The 21,140-nt window shown below is 58.8% G+C and carries 16 protein-coding genes; 2 read left to right on the top strand and 14 right to left on the bottom strand.

Annotated elements, in window-relative coordinates; genetic code table 11:
* Positions 1–3: 3 nt before the first annotated feature.
* The 14 genes from ACO6TI_RS05865 to ACO6TI_RS05800 form a co-directional block, all read right to left on the bottom strand.
* Entirely contained in the window at positions 4–3,249 is a 3,246-nt protein-coding gene (locus ACO6TI_RS05865; RefSeq protein ID WP_422384523.1) for a hypothetical protein, read from the bottom strand.
* Between the two features lie 12 nt (positions 3,250–3,261).
* Positions 3,262–6,327 carry a hypothetical protein gene (locus ACO6TI_RS05860; protein WP_422384522.1) on the bottom strand — a complete coding sequence of 1,022 codons (3,066 nt, stop codon included), beginning with the start codon at positions 6,325–6,327 and terminating at the stop codon, positions 3,262–3,264.
* Positions 6,327–9,956 (bottom strand): hypothetical protein, encoded by a 3,630-nt coding sequence (locus tag ACO6TI_RS05855; RefSeq protein ID WP_422384521.1) that lies wholly within the window; start codon positions 9,954–9,956, stop codon positions 6,327–6,329. Before ACO6TI_RS05855 ends, ACO6TI_RS05860 begins: the two co-directional genes overlap by 1 nt.
* Positions 9,953–10,348 (bottom strand): GPW/gp25 family protein, encoded by a 396-nt coding sequence (locus ACO6TI_RS05850; protein ID WP_422384520.1) that lies wholly within the window; start codon positions 10,346–10,348, stop codon positions 9,953–9,955. The genes ACO6TI_RS05855 and ACO6TI_RS05850 overlap by 4 nt, the downstream gene beginning before the upstream one ends.
* A gap of 3 nt (positions 10,349–10,351) precedes the next feature.
* Positions 10,352–10,651 carry a PAAR domain-containing protein gene (locus ACO6TI_RS05845; protein ID WP_029064960.1) on the bottom strand — a complete coding sequence of 100 codons (300 nt, stop codon included), beginning with the start codon at positions 10,649–10,651 and terminating at the stop codon, positions 10,352–10,354.
* A gap of 18 nt (positions 10,652–10,669) precedes the next feature.
* Positions 10,670–12,400, bottom strand: a complete 1,731-nt coding sequence (locus tag ACO6TI_RS05840; RefSeq protein WP_055120944.1) for a phage baseplate assembly protein V — start codon at positions 12,398–12,400, stop codon at positions 10,670–10,672.
* A 3-nt stretch (positions 12,401–12,403) separates the two neighbouring features.
* Positions 12,404–13,111, bottom strand: coding sequence for a hypothetical protein (locus ACO6TI_RS05835; protein WP_196896749.1), 708 nt, complete (start codon positions 13,109–13,111; stop codon positions 12,404–12,406).
* A 1-nt stretch (position 13,112) separates the two neighbouring features.
* Positions 13,113–13,283 carry a hypothetical protein gene (locus tag ACO6TI_RS05830; protein ID WP_158510447.1) on the bottom strand — a complete coding sequence of 57 codons (171 nt, stop codon included), beginning with the start codon at positions 13,281–13,283 and terminating at the stop codon, positions 13,113–13,115.
* A gap of 1 nt (position 13,284) precedes the next feature.
* The gene (locus tag ACO6TI_RS05825; protein ID WP_029064964.1) at positions 13,285–13,734 is read right to left on the bottom strand and encodes a phage tail protein; all 450 of its coding nucleotides are present in this window, start codon (positions 13,732–13,734) and stop codon (positions 13,285–13,287) included.
* A 10-nt stretch (positions 13,735–13,744) separates the two neighbouring features.
* Positions 13,745–14,176 carry a phage tail protein gene (locus ACO6TI_RS05820; RefSeq protein ID WP_029064965.1) on the bottom strand — a complete coding sequence of 144 codons (432 nt, stop codon included), beginning with the start codon at positions 14,174–14,176 and terminating at the stop codon, positions 13,745–13,747.
* Between the two features lie 27 nt (positions 14,177–14,203).
* Positions 14,204–15,745, bottom strand: coding sequence for a phage tail sheath family protein (locus ACO6TI_RS05815; protein ID WP_055120940.1), 1,542 nt, complete (start codon positions 15,743–15,745; stop codon positions 14,204–14,206).
* Between the two features lie 277 nt (positions 15,746–16,022).
* Complete coding sequence (locus ACO6TI_RS05810) at positions 16,023–16,772, bottom strand: hypothetical protein (protein ID WP_196896750.1); 750 nt, start codon at positions 16,770–16,772, stop codon at positions 16,023–16,025.
* Positions 16,769–17,323: a DUF4255 domain-containing protein gene (locus tag ACO6TI_RS05805; RefSeq protein ID WP_029064967.1), complete on the bottom strand. Its 555-nt coding sequence runs from the start codon at positions 17,321–17,323 to the stop codon at positions 16,769–16,771. The genes ACO6TI_RS05810 and ACO6TI_RS05805 overlap by 4 nt, the downstream gene beginning before the upstream one ends.
* Before the next feature lie 359 nt (positions 17,324–17,682).
* Positions 17,683–18,609, bottom strand: a complete 927-nt coding sequence (locus ACO6TI_RS05800) for a LysR family transcriptional regulator (protein ID WP_104704762.1) — start codon at positions 18,607–18,609, stop codon at positions 17,683–17,685.
* Positions 18,610–18,688: 79 nt separating this feature from the next.
* On the opposite strand from ACO6TI_RS05800, the gene tcuA reads away from it, so the two are divergent.
* Both tcuA and tcuB read left to right on the top strand, forming a co-directional pair.
* Positions 18,689–20,074 carry an FAD-dependent tricarballylate dehydrogenase TcuA gene (gene tcuA, locus ACO6TI_RS05795; RefSeq protein ID WP_281931356.1) on the top strand — a complete coding sequence of 462 codons (1,386 nt, stop codon included), beginning with the start codon at positions 18,689–18,691 and terminating at the stop codon, positions 20,072–20,074.
* Positions 20,064–21,131, top strand: coding sequence for a tricarballylate utilization 4Fe-4S protein TcuB (gene tcuB, locus ACO6TI_RS05790; RefSeq protein ID WP_422384519.1), 1,068 nt, complete (start codon positions 20,064–20,066; stop codon positions 21,129–21,131). The genes tcuA and tcuB overlap by 11 nt, the downstream gene beginning before the upstream one ends.
* Positions 21,132–21,140 lie beyond the last annotated feature (9 nt).

The raw sequence follows: 21,140 nt of genomic DNA, 5'->3' as shown, positions 1-21,140 counted from the left end.
CGATCATCTCCTTCGTTTGGAAACAAGCAGCGTGAGCTCATGCTCCTCGCCCGGATCAAGATGCAGCGTGGTCATGGTCCCCTGAAGGTCCGGTGACGCAGCTCCAACTGCCAGCATGCCGGCCCGGACCGGGATTTCGAACTTGCCGCCCTTGGTCGGGACCCGGCGGGTCGGCGCCCCGGTTTCGGACAGGATGACCTCCGTTTCGGGAACCGGGTCCCGATTGCGATCCGAGTCGAGCATGACAACGCCCCTCAAAATTGCGCGCGCCCTGTCCGGTGGCGGATCGTCCCGGATATCGTCGTCATCGTCGCGGTCACTGTCAGGCACAACAAAGTCTCCCGGATTCCAGAGAATGCCGCCCGCTGACTTGAGATCGTTGACGATCGGCTGATCAATCAGGGACACAATATCGTCCGGACCACCACCGCCAGGTTCGTCGTCGTCATAGGGCGGCACGCCCATCGGTCCCGGATTGCCGTTCGGGTCAAACGGATTGGCGGAGAACCGGCGACGCAGGTACAGGTCCGAGCAATCCGTATCGCAGCAATGATAGGGCAGACAGAAATCGGCGAGCACGACGAAACGGTCGAGCGGATCACGTGTGGCAAAGGCATGCGCCGCCCCCACTGCTGACAACGCTCCGTCGATTGCGGCGTCATTGCCGTTGTCCCGATCGTCATCCAGCTTTCTGATCGGACCGGTCGTGACCCCGTCGATTGGCCGGGCCTGCTCAACAAGCGCATCGATTGAGCAATAGGCAAGCACGAACGTTCCGCCGACGTTGACACCGCAATGATGCTCAAGTCCGGGATGGCGCCGTGCGTAACCTCCGAGCGTCAACTCCGACAGCATACGCTGGAGAGCTGCGGTGATCTCCGAATTGATATTGGCCGCCGCAAAGGCGCTGCTCTGAGCCGCCACGAGCCCAGCGGAGGCAACGACGCGTGCCTGGTTCCGGCGCGCCTCCGGATCCTCGATCGGGGCTGTACGGAACGTCTGTGCGTAGTTCAAATAGGCTTGCGAAAACCCTCTGTATAACCGCCCGAATTCATTGACCTGAAATTCGGCCAGACTGTCGACCGACAGCATGTTCATCAGACCGATGCCCTGGGACATGAGGCTGACAGGCGCGTAAGCTGCCTTGACGTCGACCTCGTCTCCACCTTCGGCGACAATCGCTCGCTGCGTCCGATCGAACAGGCTGCCGCCACCTCCCGGATCACCTACCCTGGCAAACAGGTCCCCCGCGGTTCCGTCTTCCTGCTTGCCGGCAACCCGGCCCAGCACCTCGTCAACGCTATAGGGACGGGAAATGATATCAGAGCGGAGCACGTCGGAACGCTGCCTGAGAACTTCCGTTTCCTTCGGATCGAGATCGAGCGCAAAACGAGATGCCGTTGTGACTTCAAACAGCCCCCCGGCGACGACTCCGTCCGCGAGATCCGGGCCGCTGAAGTCATCGCCGCGCCTCATGACCGACCCTGGCCGGACAGGTTGTCGCCAGAGCCGCTGGAGCAGTAGAACGATGAACGCAAAGATCGCCCTGATGACAACAAGAAAAATCAGGTCGATATCGCTCAGTCGGCACAGGAAAAGCTGTCGGGCTGCCTGAAGCATCTGGCTGCGCGCGACATCGTCGAGTTTGTTTCCTGTCCCGTCATCCGGGCCAAGCGTCAGCGGCATGAAAACCGGTTCAATGGAAAATGACAGGCCCAGCTGCTGCTTCCAGCCGGCAAGTTGTGCCATCGCGGACCCAAGCGGCTTTCCGACGACCCCTTCGATGCGGATGAAATCCTGGCCGTCGAGGCGGAAATGAAGCGGATGCGCGTCGGTCGGCGCGCTGAACTGGTAGGAATAAACAGTGTTCAAAAGTCGCGTCCGTGTCTTCGTGAAACTCCAGTTGGCGTGGAGGTCCGAGCCGGGCTGAAACGCATAGTAAAACGGGATGGCCCGGTCGCTGAGCGGCGCATCCCAAGTCTTGCTGGGTGTCAGCCGAATGGGTGCCTGTACCCTGGATGTCGTTCGGTAGGTCAACGCCAGGAGGTGCATGCGCTGGAACAGCGACCGGACCTCCTCCAGCCGGGGGCCATGAGTGTGTGCCGGCGACGCGATGAAATGCGTCCGGCGTTCGGCCACGCGCGGTCTCAGTCCGGACCCGGTGCTTGCCTTGAACGGATTCCAGGTAATCACGTCCTGTGGAGTTGGAAAGTCTGTCGTGAACGCATCCGGCTTGTCGGTCGCATCGCCCAGAAAAACGTGACGGGGAAACCGGCCCGAATTCGGCAGGCATTCCTGCTCGAACCTTGCAGCCGCCTGGACGAATTCATTGTAGGCCATGACAACGTCGCGCATGTAGTCGTACATGTACTGCGCCATGAAAACATTCTGGGCAAGCTGCCCCCAGACGTTGGAAAAATAGGTATTTGGAAACACATCCGCGTTTTCGTCGTACATGTCTTCAAGAAGATAGCCGTAGGCGGCATAGGCATCGCGCAAGGCACTCGGCAGGTGCTGGCTCAACTTGAGGGCAATTCCGACGATCCTGAGGATCAGTCCGGCAAAGTTGTCCGTGCCGGTGGCAGCGATCTTGAGTTTTTCCAAACGCAGATGAACGAGCTCGTTCATGGGGTGCGTTGCCCGATCGACCGGCCTGCCTGCGATCTCTTCTTCCCGTGCGAGGATCGCGTCTGCCTGATCCCGCGTCAGCAGAAGCCGACGGACGGTGAAACGCCATTCAGCCCCCTTGTCCGAACAGTCGTTGACATCGCAGCTCTTGAGGGATTCAAGCCGCGTTTCGAGAAACAGCATCACTGTCTTGTTCTGAAGGAAAGCAGCCGTCAGCGGTTCGGGTTCATCTTCACCGGGGGCAGGCGCAAAATCGGTATCGACCAGTTCAAACAGAGGGATCTGTTCATCATCAACGAAAAAGAACGGATAGCGTTCTTCGGCAAGTTGGTCTTCCGACACTTCCTCGGCGTCCGAGACCGGCAATTCATAGGGGCGGAAACGGTCATAGCTTTCTGCCTCATCTGCGATCAGATAGCCTTCCGATGTCACGGCGACGCCTTTGGAGATATGAACGAGCGGGCCCTCGGCATCGACGTCGAAGCCACAAACCACACCAATACCTGACAGCGCGCGCCGGCTCAGCCGGTCCTGACCCTCGAGGTAGGAGACAAGATCGTTCAAGGCGCGTGCGCCCAGAACCTGACCGGAAACGAAATGTGCAAATGCATGGTCGTTCATAGTGTCTCTCCCTCAGAAAAATCCGAGATTGGTTTCATCGAGCCGGACGATGTTGTCATCGCCGCCATCGTCACAGTCATGCAGCGTGGCGGGCGGATAGATGGTGCGCAGATTGTCGAGAATCTCGATCAGTTCCGCGGCGGCGCCGGCAAGCAGCGCATCGTCACGCGGCCACGTGGCCAATGCCTCGCGCCAGGCTCGATGCGCCGCGTCGAGCGCTGCCATATCGGCGTTGTCCACCCAGCAAATACGCGGGTGAATATGGGCAGGGCATTCCTCGCGAATGACCCGTTCGGCGAAGCGCCGGAAATGCAGGTTTCTGAACCGTTCCGGCCAATAGGGCAGGACAATGGAAACCCTGAAGGAATAAGGGTCTTCCTCACCGCAGAATTGGCAATCCTCGCTGAGACAGACCGACATCAGGGCATCGCCCGGCGCACGCGGCCGCAACAGAATATGCTCGATCAGATGCATGCCTTCGCTTTCGCAAAAGTCCTGCTGCAAAAGCGCATTGTAGTGAAACAGCAAACGCCGGGCGGTGTCCGAAGCCTCATGAGGTTCGGTAAACGTCCCTTGCTGCGTCAGCACTGTCCCGCCACCCTCGAGACGCAACACCACGGCGCCCTCGCCCGCACTGTCGTCGATCACATATGTGTCTTCATCCGCCATCAGGAATTCAAGCGGCCGCGCCGCATTCAGTGCAGCGCCGGCGGTGGCGAAGGTCTCCTCGGAGGAAAACAGCGTTTCATCATCGTCCGTCACGATTGCAACTCGAAAACTCCCGCCGTCCTCCCGAGTTGCAAAGAAGACATCGAATACCTGGCCGCAATGAAGGTCGCGCCGATCCAGGTCGGAGATGCCCAGAAGGCGTCCTGCGCGGCGTTCCAGACCGGATATGTTGCCGCTGTTCCAAATCTCCGCCGGGGCTTCAGGCAACTGGTTGAAACCCTCGCCGCGCTCGCGGCTGACAAGCGGATATTCAGCCAGAAAATCACATCTTTCGTCGAGCAATTCCCGGGCGGTCATCAGCCGGTCGCCAGACAACTGGAATGAAATCAGCGCATAGTCGGCGAAACGCTCGGCAAATCGGGCGATCAGATGGTTCAATGCCCGGGCCCTGCGGTCCAGAAACGCCTCTTCCGTCTCGTTCAGCCGGACCCTGAACATGTCACTCGTTGTCATCTGCGCCGGATTGACGAAAAACTCGCTCGGGAAGTCCTCGCGAAGTCCCGGGAAATGGCCAAGGTGCGGTGGAAACCAGGTCTGTTCGAGGGACTTGTCGGGCGACAGGATGCGGCGCGCGGCCGCGAGCTGACCAAGGTAGTCGGCAAGAACCTGATCGAAAAACGTGAGGTAACCCTTCAACTGCCTCGACTGTGCGACCCGCTCTTTCGTTGCATCGGGCGGAAGTCCGAAGCGATCCGTGCCGAAATTCCTCGGCAACTCGTTTTGCAGGGTCGGGATCTGGTCGAGGTTCCGCCAGCGGCCTCTGACCGGCGGAAGGACCTGATCGGGTGGCACGTAAAGTTCTGCCTTTGACAACGCGCGAAGGTGCTCGAGCGTGCGTTCAAGCTCGGTGGGCTGTGCACGGTAAGGCAACTCGTTTTTGTAAAGGGTCAGTTTGGTACCGGAGAAAAACAGGACCGGCTGATGTCCCGGCGGAACCTCCAGTGTCCAATGCTCCGTGTCGCCAAGCGGCACACCCTGCAGATCGTAAGCCCTCAGCGTAAGGTTCCTGACGGCAACGATGCCGTCCAGGTCGATGATAATGTTGATCAGATCTGAGACGTGAACTTTTCGGCGCAACTCGCAAGCGGCCAGATCGTCATCGGATATGAACCCAGGCTTGGTGAAGACGGGGCGGTCTTCAACTTCAAAATCAAAGTTGACATAAGGTCCGTTGAAAATCTCGTCTGCGGGAACACCCTCGGCCAAAAGTGCATCCAGTGTCCGGAAAACCGGCGGCGGGTTCAGGTAGAGTTCGACAGCATGCAGAATTCGCGCCTCGACTTCTTCAAGATCGGCGGCGGGTGTCACATCGACATCAGCGCACAGTCCCACGCGATAGGGCGCGACACTGTCGATGGACAGATAGTCTTCACACAAGGGACGGTGGGCATGGAGCACCCGCCTGACGGCGGTCAGGGCGCGGCGGCGTGCTTCACGCTTGTGCAAAAAGAGGCCTGCCGGACCGGCGGGACCTGTTTCTTCCAATGCATCCTGCAGATCGGCAGCGGTGACGACCACGGGATCACCAGTCGGCCTGGGCCGGTCCTCGAGAACCGTGATTTCCAGCGCGGCAAGCGAAGCAATCGGGTTTCCACCCTGTTCAACTTCGATGTTCGCGCTGAACTCGATGCCGTTGCCGACTTCCGTGACATTACTGACATTCACTGCATCAGGATCGAACGGGTCGGGAAGACCTTCTTGTTCGAAGGGCAAATTTGTATCGCCAGGCAGATTTAGCGTGAGGACCACGCCCTTGAGCGGTCCCGCTCTCAGGGTTACTTCCAGGGCCGCCTCGTTCAGAGAGCCAAGCGCATCATTAACCGGAAGTTCCACCAGAACCCGGTAGAGACCACTTACATTGACGGGGTGATTGTCGTGACCCTCCACGTTGAGCGGATCGTGCGACAAGGCATCTGCCAGGCAGTCGGCAAAAACAGGCGTTTCGGAAAGGCGAAAATTGTCGGGCTCTTCCGGATCGGTCATCGGGTCTAGCCAGACATTGCGGATACCTTCGATCCGGATCAGAAGACGACGATGATCGTTGACGGTAACGGGTGACGTGGTCAGGATTTCGTGCGCAGGGAAAAGTCCCGTTTCCGAAGCAGGCCCGATCAGGCCGTCCGGACGTGTCAGCAGGTCTTCAACCGGAAAAGCCGTGCGGTATCCAAGGTCGGTTATCGCATATGCCATCGCTTCGAGCATCGCGATGCCGGGGTCGGATGAGTTGTGATTGCTCCAGATTTCGCCGCACAAGGCGGTAATGCGTTCGATGCCCAACCGGCGCAGAGCCTCGTAGTCCTGTGCACCGGCCGGCTTGTTTCCCTGCAAAATGAAGAGATCGTCTGCCATCACACCAGTCCGATCTTATGTGTCCGCGCCGAGACGAGAACTGAACGTGCCGTTGAGGACTGGATGATTTCAAGATCGACCTGAGGGATCGGTCCCTCCAGGTCCGGCCTGTGAAAAAGTTTCACGTCTTCAAGGTAATCGACGAACGGCAATTCCTCGACAAAGTCGATCACAGTCGACTTGTAGACCTTGCCGCCGAATTCGACGCCGCGCGATCCTTTCTCCTTCCAGGGCGTAAGGTGACCGATCAATGCGTTTTCGATCTCCTTGCGATAAAAGTCGGTGTCCGCGATGCCCGCCCGGAACGCGACATTCATGGTCACGTGGATTTCCTCAAATTTCGGATTGGCGGTTTCCAGTCTCACGAACGGAGAACAGCGTCGCGAGAGATGTGCCTGCAAGTCGCGCAACGTCGCCCGATCTGAATAGGGTCGCAGAGGATCCCTGAGATCGGCACCAAACGTATAGGGGACAGCGACAAAGGTAACAGCTCCGGGTGCAATCTCGTTGTCGCCAACAACCTTGCCGGACTGACGCTTCAGTTCCGTATGATTGAGACACTTTGCCCGATAGACATGCGGAAGCGCTTCGAGGGCAAGATGTTCATGGTCCCACATGGTAACGGCCCTATCCTTGTGCCGAAGTCTCTCTGATACCCTGCGACGGAATTCTTCCGGCGTTTCCTGTCCACGACCTCCAAAACCGGCAAAGGGCTGCTCGAATCCCTTGACCGCCGGATCCGGACGCAAGAGCTTGCCGATTGTTCCGGGCGGCAGCCGGTTCTCAAGAAATGCAGGATCGTTGCGCTGATCGACAAAGGTTGCCTGAAGTGCCTGCGCAGCAACCAGATGAAGGTGATTGACCGCCTCGCCGTTTGCAGGTGCCGATATTCTGAACCAGTGCAGATCGGAAGGCATGTGGGGTGCCGACGTCGATGCTTCCTGCGGCACGGCAAATGACAAGAGTCCGGACCCTGCCAGATTTCCGGTCCGGTCTATGACGTCCTGAGCCTTGAATGCCTTCCAGCCACCATCGCTCAGCCAGGCGTAGTCGAGTTCAGGCAATTCAAGCAACGGATCGCCCGTGCCGTCGGCAACCTGCATCAACAAAGACAGAGTTTCGGGCGGATCGAGAGCCATGACACCGATAAACAGGGCTCCTTCGAAGGGCAAATCCGGAAGGATTCGACCCTGCCCGTTGGCCGGTTCAATGCCGAACGGATGTAGCCGCCAAACTTCTTGAGCGGTGACCTGTTTTGCCTTGTAATCCAGGGCGATTTCCGCAATTTCCGGAGTGTATGGCGGATCCGGCAATCCAGATGACAGCGTGAGGGCTTCGAAACCCGGTGCAACACTTGGATGGATCTGAACCTCGGGCAACTTAACATTGCCAGCGCTCATGATGACCGGCTGCGTTCCACCGCCACCGGCAAGATCGATCAGCGCGAGCGTCTTGGCATCAAGATAGCGGTCATGTCCGAAATCGCGGTTCAGCGTCAATCGCATGAAACCCGAGCGCTGTTTCGCGTCGAATTGCTGATCTTCAGGCAACAGTTCTGCGTCCGCGGCAGCCGTACCCGGCTCTATTGCCGCGATAGTCCGCATGCCTGTGCCGCCCAGATCCAGGGACGCCGTCTTCGTATCGCCGCTCCGCCACATGCCGCCGGAAAGATAGTCAAAGCCGACCTGATATGAGCCGGCGTCCAGATTGTCGAAGAACTGCCCCTTCACATAGGTCTCCGCCCATTTCACCTTGACCGTCAGCGTATCCAGGGTACGGCAGAACACTTCGCTTGAGCCAATTATCCAGTGCGCGTCCTTGCGGGGCTGCACGCCAAACGGCGTGAACACTGCAGACGGGTCTGCAGTACCGTCATCTGTCCGGATGCTCATCTGCCGTAGTCCGGAGGCTTCGGTCTGGATCTTCACGCTCTTGCGATCGGCATCTCTCAAGAGCGCCATCGTTCCGGAGGCCGCAGTTTCGTTTCCGTCCCAGTCAAGCAGGATCTCGGCCACCGGAAGTCCGGCCGGGTAGAGACCTTCATGCACGTCAGGATCGTGTGGGACAATCGGGGGATGATCGCCGCCAAGTGTCAGCGTGAAGACCAGCAATTCCTTTGAAATCTTGACCTTGAGTTCGGACGGAGCAGATAGTTCCAGCCAACCGTCTTCGCTTGTCAGCCGTGCCTTGAACCCTTTCAGCGACGAAACCGGAGCGGACACCGATGTCTTGAAGCTGATTGTAGCGATCCGGCTTCCTTCGCGCATGAAAAGCTGGCGATCAGCGACGGCGAACCCGATGCGGGCAAACGGCGCGTTCGCCGGACCGAAGGGGGTGAAGTGTGGCGATGTTTCCGGGAGTTCGGACCCCAGCCCGTCTGCTGACGCGGTGATGGGAGACCCCCGGGCGGTTACATATTGCTTGCCACCGGATGTCTTTGTCCCGACGTTTACTGATTTCAAATCCGCGACCTGGCCGCGATTGGCAACAAAATCCTCGTCGAGTTCGTAGACGACGTCTGTTCCCTGGTCGTCCTTCCCTGCCCTGACGGCAGTGCCGGCGGGCAGGAAATGCGCTTCGGTTCCCCGTGCCAGCTTGACCAGCAGATGCACGTGATCCGCGTCCGGAGCCTTGCGCGCAAGACGCAGGACGTCCTGATAGTAGAAGTCCATGTGCCGGCCGGTAATGTCATTCAGTTCCCGCCTTGCGCGGTCATATATCGACAGGAACGCAAGCCAAAGTCCGTAGTGCGGCGTATGGCCGGCAAAGTCTTCCAGGCTTTGCTTGAGCTGGGCTTCCGCTTCCTTCCTGGCACGGGCCAGAGCCTGGAAAATACGCTCCATGGTGGAGACGAGCAGATTGTAGTTCAACGCATCGTAAATCTGCGCGTATACGTCCGAACCGTCCTGATAGGGAGAGGGATCCGGAGATTGCGCGTCATAGAAATCGCTCCAACCGGTGGGTGCGAAGCCGCTCACGACATGAACAGGCAGCGATGTGACTTCAAAGGCCTCGCCGTTGAAGATGATGTCGCGAACCTCGTCGGCGATACGTGGTCCGGGCCCTGGGCTGTCGGAGGTGTTGAGATTGCTCTTGCTGAGCGCACTCGCAAGGACAACGCCCTCATCGACCCCCCCCTGGTGATACCGGGCAAGTTCAGCCAGACGGGGTGCCGCGCTTTGCACCAGAAGTCTCGTGATGCTGCGGCGGAAGGGATGCTCGGCCTCAAGTGGGGACAAGCGAAGCGTCAACTCCTGTACAAGCGCGATCGCAAGATGAAATACCAGTGCAAAATGCGCACGCAGTTGCGCCTCCGGCCGCGCCGGATCGCTTTCAAGAAAGCCCTGTGCGTCGCTGAGCGCACGCCGGAAGGGCTCAACCGGCAACCGCGCGACAGACGCCAGCACAGCAGAGATGTCGCTGTCGAAGAAGGCTGCCCAATCACCTGCCGCAGCACCGTCTTTCCGATAAAACCTGATCTGCCGCGCAAATCGCCTTCCGAACTGGATCAGATCCGCAACATCCCGTTCATCGAGCTGGAAATGATCTGCCCGCCGTTCGGCGATGTCGCGGTCCGGCTGCGCCGTTCCGGTTCTTGACAAGGGGCCACGGCGATCGCAGGTGCTCATGATACGGCCTCCAGCTCATAAGGCAGCACCAGACTGAACCGCGACTTCGCTCCCCGGATCTCGTATTCCAGGGAAATCTCCAGAATGCCTTCCGGCTGCCGGGCCTCCACGGTGACGCGTTTTGCCTCGACACGCGGTTCATGCAGCAGGATTGCGCGCCGGATCACCGTTTCGATCATCGTCAGGCGCGTGGAATTCATCGGCCCGAAAACCTCTTCCTTGATCCTGCACCCGAAATCCGGCCTCATGAGCCGTTCACCAAGTGTCGTTGTCAGGATAATTCTGAGGCTTTCGCGAATGTTCTGAATGCCCTGGGTCATCTCAACCGCGCCATTTTCGAATGTCGGCGGAAACCCCCAACCCGTACCGATGAAGCGGTCCTCGACGGCCATTTCTCACCCTCCGATCCGGACTGTTGGAAGTCCCATGGCAATCGTTCCGCCATGTGCTGTCGGATCTCCCTGACGCGCGGCCGGGCGGCCTCCGATCCTGACCGTCATTGATCCCTTGATGATTGTGTCCGGCGGGCCAACGCATGTTGCGATGTCTCCCTGAACCGCTGCAGGCAAGCCGCCGATCCTAACCAGTGGCACGCCCGGACCACCGATCGGCCCGCCGACATGCGGAACCGGCACGACAGCCGGGGTCTGCATCGGGCAGGTATGGAAGTCGCTGATCCGGGCAGCCGGTGGCATGTCGATCCTCCCGTGTTCCTAGTTGATGTCGACCGTCGCGCCGCGCACGACGGTCGACCCCGAACTTTTCAGATTGGCCGAGGTGTTCCCCTTCACCTCCATGCCGATTTTTGCGGCCGCGTTGACGTTCATGCCATCGATCCGGACATCGCCCCTGGCATCCAGAGTGATGTCGGAGTTGCTGGAAAGCGTGATGCCGCTGTCGTCGAATTCCATCTTGTTGCCGGCCCTGTCGGATATGACGATCGTGCCATCGTCGTCGGAGAGCGCGATCGTCCGGTCTCCCTCCGTTTCGATCACCAGCGAAGGTCCGCTATCGTCGAAGACGATGCGGGTGCCGGCACGCGACACCAGGCCTTTGAGATCATTGCCGTCCGCACCTGGCAACGGTGAAGCGGCGGCAGAACTGTGCAGACCGCCTATCAGCACAGGGTCGCGCGGGTCGCTGTCCAAAAATCCGAGCAGGCATTCGCTACCGGGATCCGGCAGCATGACCAGGCCCCGTTCCGCGCCGCCGCCCACACTCATCGGTCGTGCCCAGATGGGTTCGGATGTCTCGGTTTCCGTCGCAAGCCGGACAGCGACACGGTCTTCGCCTGCAGGATCATCGTGAACTTCGTCGACAATGCCGATCTGCAACCCCGATATCGACGGGATCAGACCAGCAGCAGGTGGTGCGCAGATGTCGTGCCGTTCATCGTGGAAGGCAGGATCGAGGCCAATCTGGACGAAGCAGCGCCAATCGCCACGCGAAATCGAATGACGCAATCCGGAAACAAATGCCGGTCCATCGAAGCGCGGACCCAATCCCTTCAGGTCGACCGTGTCGCCGACGTTGAGACTTGAAGAACCCTGCACCTCCACCATCCCGGTGACCGCCGACAAGCGTCGGCGCTGCATCGCCGCGCGAGCCCAGTCGTCGAGTTCTGCCTGGTCGCGCGCACCCGCCTGCCTTGGTTTCGGCTTCACGCCGGAGGCTTCCGCCAGAGCAGACCCATCGAGATTGCCGGGCCCCGCGACATCACCTGCCGCACTTTCCGCCGTTTCGATCGAAGCGTCTGCCGGGCTCCACGCGCCGACTGAAATCTCGGCTGCCTGAGCTTCCGCGTTCAATTCCAGATCGAGACTGAAGAGCGTGCGGCCATATTCGAGCGTCACCGACGGCTCGGCGTTGGAATCGGGAGCAAACAACCGAAGCCCGTCAGGTCCGCCAAGCAACAGTTGCCCGATCCGTTCCCCGCGCAACACCGAAAAGTCCCAATCGCTAGCCTGGTGCTGCACAAGCTGTGGTCGTGCTGTTTCCGAGCTGCCGTCAAAGCCGATGCCATAACCGGCTGCCAGATCAGACAGGGCGTCTGCATCCGTCACATCGGTCCAGACCCTGGAATGCCGTGCGTGGTGCATACGGAACGCGGCATGTTTGACTTCAACATGCAGCCGTGATGATCCATTGAGCGGAGCCTCGACGCGCAATCGTGTCGCAAGCCCTTTGAAAACCAGATTTTCCTCGCGGTTGTAGCCAAGGTCGATCTCGATTTCAGCGCCAGGTGCGAATTCATCGGATGCTGCCACATCAAAGCTCTGTTTTGCCGGATCTCCATCCTGGAAGATGAGGTGCGCATACGGGATGCAGCCGCAGACTTGCGAGACTTCAAGCGACAGCAACGCGAACGTGCCAGGTATTTCCGAACCGTTCGAACGGATCGTGACCGTGGTCAGGGCAGCGCTGCGGGTGGGTTCGAGCGGCATCCGTTACCTCACCGGCGGCAGGATCAAGTCCGATCCCGAGTCGAGATTGCGGACCGTGTCGAGGCCATTCACTTCCGCGACGGCGATGTAAAGACCCGGATCGCGGTAGACCCCGTAAGTCAGGTTCACAAGCGTGTCGCCATCGTGAATCAAATGACCATGCATGATGTCCGGACTGGCGAGGTTTTTCTCCTTTTCCTGAACTTCAGGATCCTTGTGCTCCTTGAATGTTGCGCTCAGGACGGCACGCAGCGGATTGCCCTGAGGGTCAAACAGCTTGAAATTGACAGAATAAGTTTCCAGTGCGCAGGTGACGGACAAGCGCCCCCAGGCAAGATGCAGGAACCGTTGCCTGTGGACTTCACCGGAAAACCCGACGGTTTCCCGAAAGGCATCGAGACGTTCGATCAGGGTTTCGGAAGACCCGGGGTCCCCGCCATGCCGGCCGTTCGCGTTCAGTACACCTGAACCTTCCAGAGGAAGGTCGAATGTGAATGTCCGGGGCTTGATACCCTTGATCTTCGCCTCATTGCCATCAGCGCCCTGAGGCGTTTCATCGGCGTTCATTTCCAGTTCGACGGCGTCTGTATATTCGGCAGGATTGATCTGCGCCTCGAATGTCGGTCCGGCAGGCAGGCTGTCAGCGAACGCCTTGGACGATTCGTAGGGAACAATCATCAGTTTCACCAAAGTACCGTCAGCCGGAGGCATATCAGCGTTCCTCGCGACGTCTGATGACGGAGATGGCTTCCGAAACCGCTGCGGATATCACACGTTCCCGTTCCGTGGCCTTTTCGGTCGCAGACATCTCATTGTCTGGCTTTGACCCGGGGCTTCCCTCGATCCGTCCCCGAAATTCGATCAGATTGATCTGTACTGCCATGTCAAACCTCCCGGAAATAGGCGTAGGCAAGTTCAAGCGTTTCAACCGCGATCTCGCTTGTCTCCGCATTGAAATCGGATACCGACCATTTTTTCGGCCAGGCGTTCACTACCGAAAACGTGCGCAGTGGCTCCAGTTTCGGATCGAGGAGGACGACGCTCATCGTGATCGGACGGATGACGAGGTTCTGAATGGCATCTCTGATCCATTGCGTGACCGCGCTTTCGCCAATCAGTCCGCGTTTCAGAACGAGATCGGGATAGCTTGCACGCACGGGCACCTTGTGGACGAAGCGGTTCTCACCACCCTCTGTCACGGTCTCCTGCTCAAGCTCCATGGACAGGCCCGACACCTCCCGGAAGCGGACATCCAGATCGCCGGCTCCGGGCAAATCAAATTCCACCCGGAAGTTGTGAATGAGCGGCAGGTTGTAAGGGTGGGTCAGCGCCATGATCCGAACCTCACGGTGTCGAGATAGCTATGGAATCGCCCTTGAATTCCATCGACTCGATCGCGATCTCGTTTCCGTCCGCCTTGAGATCGGTAGAGGCAATCTTGGTGACGAACGCATTGGAAATCACCCAGACGAAAACCGGTTCGCGCATCTCGTCGAGCAACGATATCTGAACATCGCGCCGGTTTGACGGATCCAGGATCGTCTGGAACCAGTCGTAGATCTCGTTGTCGCCCCGCACCATGCCGCGCTTGCAGGTCACCGTTCCGTATTTCTTCATGCCGGGTATCTGCACCTTTGACGGTTCCGGATAGGCACCTTCCCGGTATTCGATGACCTCTGTCTCGATGTCCAGTCCGGAAACTTCAGTGAAGCCGATGCGGGTGAACCCCTCCATTTCGACCTCGAAATTGTATTTTGCGATCGGATAGTTGACCATTTTTCAGATCCTTTCGGATGCGACGGCTCAGGCCGCCTGCGCCTTTTGCGTAAACTGGAGGATGATCTTTTCCGCCGGACCCGGCAGCGCAACACGCACGAGTACGCGCATGATGCCGTCGACGATGTCCTGCTGGCTCATGGTCGTTCCGAGGCCGATAGATACCTCAAACGCGTCGGCAGCGGTCGGTCCTGCAAGGGTTCCCGCGCGCCATTCGTTGAGCAGGAAACCTTCAATCATGCGCTTTACGCGGACCCAGGTCTTGGACACATTGGGTTCGAAAACAAAAGCCTCGAGCGCATCCCCGATGCTTTCTTCAAGATAAATTGCCGCCCGGCGCCTGTTGACGAATTTCCAGTCGCCGCTGTTCCCGGCGAGCGTGCGAGCTCCCCAGACCACGGTGCCCCGGCCAGTAAAGAAACGGATCGCATTTACCGATTTACCCGAGGTTGGATCGACGTTCAAAAGTCCCTGTTCTTCGTCGGTGATCGCGAGTGCCGGGCCGATCGTGTTCATGACACCGACATTTGCCGGTGCCACCTGAACGCCACGCTGGCGGTCAACACGCGCATAGATCCCCGCCATGGCCGGAGAAGGCGGCATGATCAGCGTGGTGCCGGTCAGGAGATTGAGCACCGCTTCGACAACCGGCTTTTCACCGGGCTGAGAATTGGCCGGCGTCACCAGATCGACGACTCCTTGAAAGAAATCGTCCGAAAGAGGCAGGTCCGCACCACCGTTGGTGAACAGATCTGCGGTGCCTGTCTGGTTTCCCTCCGCATCGAATGTGATCAGCTGTGAAGCAGCGTCGATATCAACCGTTCCGGCCTGGTAAAGAACCGGCATATTCGTGTTGAGATAGGGAATATACGCAGCGCCATATTTCAGCACGTCCTCCGACACGGCCGTCACCCTGTCCCGGAACTCTGTGGTAACGTCCTGTCCGAGTGTCGAGGGGATGCCCGAATTGTCGACGATTCCACCAGGGCGGGCGTCAATGACATCCGCGATCGTGAAACGGTCCTGCATGCGGTTGCAGGATTGCATGGAGGCGGTCGCCAGCGTCCCGTAGTTTGCGGCGTCGGCACCGATCGTGTTGACGATGACGTTGAGTGTTATTTCATCGGTACTTTCCAACGCGGTTATGGCGTCTTCAAAATTTGCCTGAGCATTTGCGGTGGTATCGATCGGGCGGATGTGGCAAGGGCCGCCGCCATTGTCGAAGTAGAGCTGCAATGCGTGATAAAAAAGCCGCTGCCCGGTGGGAATGCGTTCGGGGGCAACCTGGTAGCTGACATCAACCCCCAGGAGCGCTCCGTTCTGGTCGATGCGCTTGTCGGCGCGTATGTTGAAGCTGCTCGCGGCCGGGATGCCGAACAAGGCCTCAAACTCCGGCAATGAGCTGATGCGCCAGGTGCTGCCAATCAGGGTCGTTCCGTCCGGTGCGTTGGTGTTTCTCACCGGACCGATAAAGGCGGGTATCGCCGTTGCCACACCCGCAATCGTTGGCGTGTTGAACGGAAGTTCCTGTATCGCCACGCCGGGCGTCGATAGCATCAGGTTGGTCATGGCGATGTTCCTCTCGGGGGCTTACTCCAGGGTCAGGACCCATTGACGAAGTGGATTTGGATTGGAGCGCTTTGGCCAGATGCCAGAAGCGTGAGCGAAGAAACCTGGTTCATCTTCAAGCCATTCGCGTTGCAGCAGGGGTCCCAGGCGAACAAATCCGACTGACGGCAAAAGGTTTTGCATTGCTGTGTCAGTGCGCTTGACCTGGCAGAACAAACGCTCTTCACATTCTTCCCTGCGAGGTTTTGCCATTTCTGCCGCCAGACCGATTTCATTGTCACGCCCCGACCCTTGCTCGAAAGGATGCGGTGAATTGAGCCCCGCCTGGTGTGGGTACGACGTCCTGACGCTGCTCCCACCAGAGATCGAGGATCAATTCAACGCCGCTGCTGCTGATTTCATCGTCTGCATAGACAAGCTGGTCGAGGACACCTGCCACAGGCGTCGTCAGGCGCACCGCTGGATGTTCCAGGGAATTCAGGTCTGCGTTCAGCCGCAGAACCGGGCCGGCTGGAGCGGTGAACTCCTGTTCGACAAGAAGGCTGTTGTCGAAACGGTTCCTTGCCTGCAGACGGTCAGGAACACCTGCGGTCAGATCCAGGGTGACAGGAAAACTCTTCGCTGCTCCAACCCGGACAAGATCCGCCTGCTCGACCGTTGCCGCGCTGCTCAGCGCTCCGGAGGTTTGCACCGTCCCTGTAGCGTCCAGATTGTGCAGGAGGATCTGCCGGGCGGCAGGCTGCAGGTCCGGATGATAGCGTGCATGAAACTGCGGATCTGTCAGGCGGAGACCGAAACTCAGACGTGTTCGCCCGGTTATCGGTCCGATAAGCGGATCCGCTTCGTCTGGATTGCGGCGGCTGTAAATTGAAAACCCCGCGACTCCGGGCCGGAAGATCAAGGCGTGGTCGGACAGAACACTGCGCGTGTGCCCTGTCAGGCGCACGTCAAAGGCATCAACCGGCTGCCCGCCGTCATCTTCGAAGCTGACCCGCACAAAGCGGCGATATTGGCGAATGAAACTCATATCCCGCTCATGTCCAGTTCGATCGTGTCGATTTCCCGCAAGGTTTCGTCCGCAACATCGCGGCGGATTTCGACCAATCGGACTTTGTAAATCACGCAGGGGAACATCGTCCCGCCCATGATCGACCAGAGATTGTTGAGCGCCTCGAAGCTCATGTTGTGATGATCGAAGGCGAGCTGGACCGCGCGTTCGGGAAACGGATTGTCGGTCCTGTCGTCCGCCGTCGTGAATATTCGCCGGTCCTGAAACAGGGCGATTGTCTCTGAAAGATTGAACAGGCTGGTGCCGTAATTCGGGAAATCGAAGGCAAACAAAAGATACAGGTTCATGAAAACCGAAGGCTGACGCTGAACCGGAAGTCCATCGACCACGAACATGTTCGGCGTATTGCGGAGTGCGGCCTCTTCCTCGACATTGATCAGGGTGATCGTCAGTCCCTCGGAGCCTTCTTCGGTGAGCACTCTTGCACTTTCAAGTTGTGCCTCCGCATCGCTCACGGCGAGATGATCGCGCACCTCCCGGCGGACAAATTCGAGTGCCTCACTTATCATGGTCGAGCACCACTTCTTTTTTCCAAAAAATCAAGAAGGCCTTTGAAAACACAAAGGTATCCCTCGCCATAAATTGGCGATCAGAAATGTATTAGAATAGAAAATCGTCAGTCAGGAATAGTAGGTACAAGAATTACTTTACGTCAACAGTAGCGCCGAATGTTCTAGAAGATTTATTACAATGCTCGCTTTACTTGTAAGTTGGGTTGCGGGATCCGCTGCGTGTCAAGCTTTTCTGTATAGGCGCATTTTTGCCAATATGGCCTGCCACCGGAAGTCCTGCATACGGGTCATTGGCAATCTGAGTTGTAACGCAATTCCGGCAGCCACTTGCCCCTTTGCGATCGAAACAGGGCCCTTCACAGGGACAAAGCACCAAGCCCACCCGAGATTTGCCGGACAGCATCCTTGAAGGCGCCGACGACCGTGCTGTCGGCGACGCCCGTTCTGGTCAGCAAGCCGACAGGACGCGCAACAGCCGGTTCGAGGAGCTGCCTGAAAACCAGTGTCCGGCCTTGAGCAGACAGCATGGCCGAACGCGGCAGCAAAGCGACGCCGATACCCTCGTTGACAAGCTCCATCGCCGTCGTTGAACGTCCGACTTCATAGGTCCACTGCGCCGTCAACCGGCTTTTCGCCATCGCCTCGTCGATCAACAGCCGGTTGCCGGTTCCCCTTGCCGGCAGGATCAATGGCTCTGCCTTGAGATCTGACCATGTCAGCTGATCCTGCCCGGCCAACGGGTGACCGTCTGGCAGGACAAGCACGATGAGATCGTCAAAGAGCGGTTCGAAATGAGTGTTGGGTTCCAAAGATCCGATGGAGCAGATACCGAAATCCGCTTCACCCTGCGACACGGCCCCAGCCACCTCATTCGCCGCATGGTCAAGCAGGCGCACGCGTACCGACATGCCACTTTCCTGAAGCAGGCGAAGGGTGGGCGACAACAGGGAGGTCACCACCGTGGGTATCAATGCGATGGTGACGAGGGCGCTGCGCTGGTGCTCGTAGGCAACGCTTTCGTCGCGCATGACAAGCGTGGTTTCGCGCGCACTTTCCAGCATGACTTCGGCCCGGGCCTGCAACCTCTTGGCCGCCAGAGTTGGTCTGACCGCCCGCGTCGTGCGTTCAAACAGCGTTGACCCGAGCACGCCCTCCAATTTCTGCACCCTGCGCGTGATTGCCGATTGCGACAGGTTCAACCGCTCCGCCGCAATGTGAAACGAGCCCGTTTCAATGACTGCAAGAAAGGCCTCCAGGTCGTTGAAATCATAATTAATGCGCATTGCGCATTAATTTCAAGAAAACCGACAATAGTCAAAATAATAAATCAGCTGGTATGACCGCTCCGAGAGGACAAGCACCATGACCAGCGAATATGATATTGCCGTCATAGGCGGTGGCAATGCCGCCCTGTGCGCAGCAATGACAGCGGCGGAAAGAGGCGCGAAGGTCGTCGTGCTGGAAACCGCCCCGAAAACCTACCGGGGTGGCAATTCGCGCCATACCAGAAATTTCAGGTGTATGCACTCAACACCGCTGGGGCCACTTGTCGAGGCCTACGGCGAGGACGAGTATTTCGAGGATCTTCTGAAGGTCACTGGCGGAAAGACGGATGAAAGACTGGCGCGGATTGCCATTCGCACTTCCGAAGAATGCCTGCCGTGGATGGAAGCCCACGGTGTCCGTTTCCAGCCCTCCCTGTCCGGCACCCTCTCGCTGGCGCGTACCAACGCGTTCTTCATGGGCGGTGGAAAATCGCTGGTGAATGCCTACTACCGCACGGCCGACAAACTGGGTGTTGACGTTCTTTACGAAGCCAATGTCACGCATCTGCAACTCGAGGGCGACCGGATCAGCCGGGTTGACTACACCCACGAGGGTCAGCACCGTAGCTTTGCACCACGAGCAGTCATTGTCGCCTCCGGCGGGTTCCAGGCGGATACCGACTGGCTCACCCGGGCCTGGGGTCCTCCGGCACAGAATTTCCTGATCCGCGGCACGCCTTACAATCGGGGTGTCGTGTTGGCGGATCTCCTCGATCAGGGTGTCCGGTCCGTTGGCGATCCGACCCAGTGCCACGCGGTCGCGATCGATGGCCGCGCACCGAAATTCGACGGGGGTATCGTCACCCGGCTCGACTGCGTGCCGTTTTCCATTGTTGTCAACAAGAATGCAGAGCGGTTCCACGACGAGGGTGAGGATGTCTGGCCCAAGCGATACGCGATCTGGGGACGCCTTATCGCCAATCAGCCGGATCAGATCGGCTACGTTGTCATCGACGCCAAGTCCCTCGACCTGTTCATGCCGTCGGTCTTTCCACCGGTCAAGGCGGATACGCTTGAAGAGCTTGCCGACAAGATGGGACTGCCGCCGGAAAAACTGCTTGAAACCGTAACCGCTTTCAACGCTGCCTGCGGCGACACATCGACATTTCACCCGACCGAACTGGACGGCGTTACCACGTCCGGCCTGACCCCGCCCAAGTCCAACTGGGCGCGGCCCATAACCGAGGCGCCCTTTTACGGCTACAGCCTCAGGACAGGCGTGACCTTCACTTATCTTGGATTGAAGGTCGACGAAAAAGCCCGCTGCAGCACGGAAAACGGCCCGATCCGAAACCTTTGGGCCGCAGGCGAAACCATGGCCGGGTCGATCCTCGGTCAGGGATATCTCGCCGGTTTCGGAATGACCATAGGCACCGTCTTCGGACGCATTGCAGGTCGGGAGGCCGCCAATCATGCAAACTGATCTTCTGCGGGAAGCCCGCCGCCAGGCCGAGATATGCAACGCCTGCCGCTATTGCGAAGGTTATTGTTCCGTCTTCCCGGCGCTACACCAGGAGCGCTTCTTTTCAGAGGCCAATCTCACCCAGCTGGCCAATCTCTGCCACAATTGCCGGGGCTGCTACTATGCCTGCCAGTACACTGCACCCCACGAGTTCGATCTGAACCTGCCGAAAGCGCTTGCTGAAGTGCGCCAGGACAGCTGGGAAAGCTTCGCATGGCCGGCTCCGCTGGCGCGCCGCTTTCAAAAGAGCGGCGTGATGATTGCGCTGGCGACCGTGCTTGGATTTGGCGTTCTGTTCCTTGCGTTCCGGATGCTCGGGTCAGCGGGCGGCTCCGGTTTTTATGCCGTATTGTCGCACACAGCGATGGTGGCGATCTTTCTGCCCGCCTTCCTGTTTCCGCTCCTGAGCATTGCCGTCAGCCTCCGGCGGTACTGGACGGCAACAGAGGGCGGCAGGATCACACGCGACCAGATTGTCGATGCCTTCGCTTCCGCCGCAAAGATGAAGAACCTTGCCGGTGGACACGGCGATGGCTGCAATTTCGAGGATGAAGACCGGTTCAGCCAGGCCCGCCGGTTTGCGCATCAGGCAGTCATGTACGGCTTTCTGCTCTGCTTTGCCTCGACCACGGTGGGCACGATCCTTCATTATGCCTTCGATATGCCTGCGCCCTATCCATTCTGGTCGCTGCCTAAACTGCTCGGCATCCCCGGTGGTCTTCTGATGGTGATCGGTACGATCTGGCTGGCGTCGTTGAAACTGAAGGCTGACAAGTCTCTTGGAGCACCTTCTGCATGGGGCGGCGAGATGGGCTTCATCCTGCTGCTCTTTCTGGTCGCACTGTCCGGCCTGGGGCTCTATGCGCTCGGCGGCACCACCGCGATGCCCGCCCTCCTGGCAATCCATCTCGGCTCCGTCCTCAGCTTCTTCCTGCTGACGCCCTACACCAAGATGGTGCATGGGTTCTACCGCCTCGCCGCGCTGATCAGGGACGAACAGCGAAAGTCGGCGGGGTAAACACGCTGC

Source organism: Roseibium album (assembly GCF_965233825.1).
GTDB lineage: Bacteria > Pseudomonadota > Alphaproteobacteria > Rhizobiales > Stappiaceae > Roseibium > Roseibium album.
The sequence above is the reverse complement of the archived record's forward strand: the minus strand, read 5'-3'. Positions and strand labels throughout refer to the sequence as shown.

What these genes read in the sequence shown, in the direction of transcription:
- ACO6TI_RS05865 (WP_422384523.1), bottom strand. Translation starts at nt 3,249, where the DNA reads ATGAACGACCATGCATTTGCACATTTCGTTTCCGGTCAGGTTCTGGGC.
- ACO6TI_RS05860 (WP_422384522.1), bottom strand. Translation starts at nt 6,327, where the DNA reads ATGGCAGACGATCTCTTCATTTTGCAGGGAAACAAGCCGGCCGGTGCA.
- ACO6TI_RS05855 (WP_422384521.1), bottom strand. Translation starts at nt 9,956, where the DNA reads ATGAGCACCTGCGATCGCCGTGGCCCCTTGTCAAGAACCGGAACGGCG.
- ACO6TI_RS05850 (WP_422384520.1), bottom strand. Translation starts at nt 10,348, where the DNA reads ATGGCCGTCGAGGACCGCTTCATCGGTACGGGTTGGGGGTTTCCGCCG.
- ACO6TI_RS05845 (WP_029064960.1), bottom strand. Translation starts at nt 10,651, where the DNA reads ATGCCACCGGCTGCCCGGATCAGCGACTTCCATACCTGCCCGATGCAG.
- ACO6TI_RS05840 (WP_055120944.1), bottom strand. Translation starts at nt 12,400, where the DNA reads ATGCCGCTCGAACCCACCCGCAGCGCTGCCCTGACCACGGTCACGATC.
- ACO6TI_RS05835 (WP_196896749.1), bottom strand. Translation starts at nt 13,111, where the DNA reads ATGCCTCCGGCTGACGGTACTTTGGTGAAACTGATGATTGTTCCCTAC.
- ACO6TI_RS05830 (WP_158510447.1), bottom strand. Translation starts at nt 13,283, where the DNA reads ATGGCAGTACAGATCAATCTGATCGAATTTCGGGGACGGATCGAGGGA.
- ACO6TI_RS05825 (WP_029064964.1), bottom strand. Translation starts at nt 13,734, where the DNA reads ATGGCGCTGACCCACCCTTACAACCTGCCGCTCATTCACAACTTCCGG.
- ACO6TI_RS05820 (WP_029064965.1), bottom strand. Translation starts at nt 14,176, where the DNA reads ATGGTCAACTATCCGATCGCAAAATACAATTTCGAGGTCGAAATGGAG.
- ACO6TI_RS05815 (WP_055120940.1), bottom strand. Translation starts at nt 15,745, where the DNA reads ATGACCAACCTGATGCTATCGACGCCCGGCGTGGCGATACAGGAACTT.
- ACO6TI_RS05810 (WP_196896750.1), bottom strand. Translation starts at nt 16,772, where the DNA reads ATGAGTTTCATTCGCCAATATCGCCGCTTTGTGCGGGTCAGCTTCGAA.
- ACO6TI_RS05805 (WP_029064967.1), bottom strand. Translation starts at nt 17,323, where the DNA reads ATGATAAGTGAGGCACTCGAATTTGTCCGCCGGGAGGTGCGCGATCAT.
- ACO6TI_RS05800 (WP_104704762.1), bottom strand. Translation starts at nt 18,609, where the DNA reads ATGCGCATTAATTATGATTTCAACGACCTGGAGGCCTTTCTTGCAGTC.
- tcuA (WP_281931356.1), top strand. Translation starts at nt 18,689, where the DNA reads ATGACCAGCGAATATGATATTGCCGTCATAGGCGGTGGCAATGCCGCC.
- tcuB (WP_422384519.1), top strand. Translation starts at nt 20,064, where the DNA reads ATGCAAACTGATCTTCTGCGGGAAGCCCGCCGCCAGGCCGAGATATGC.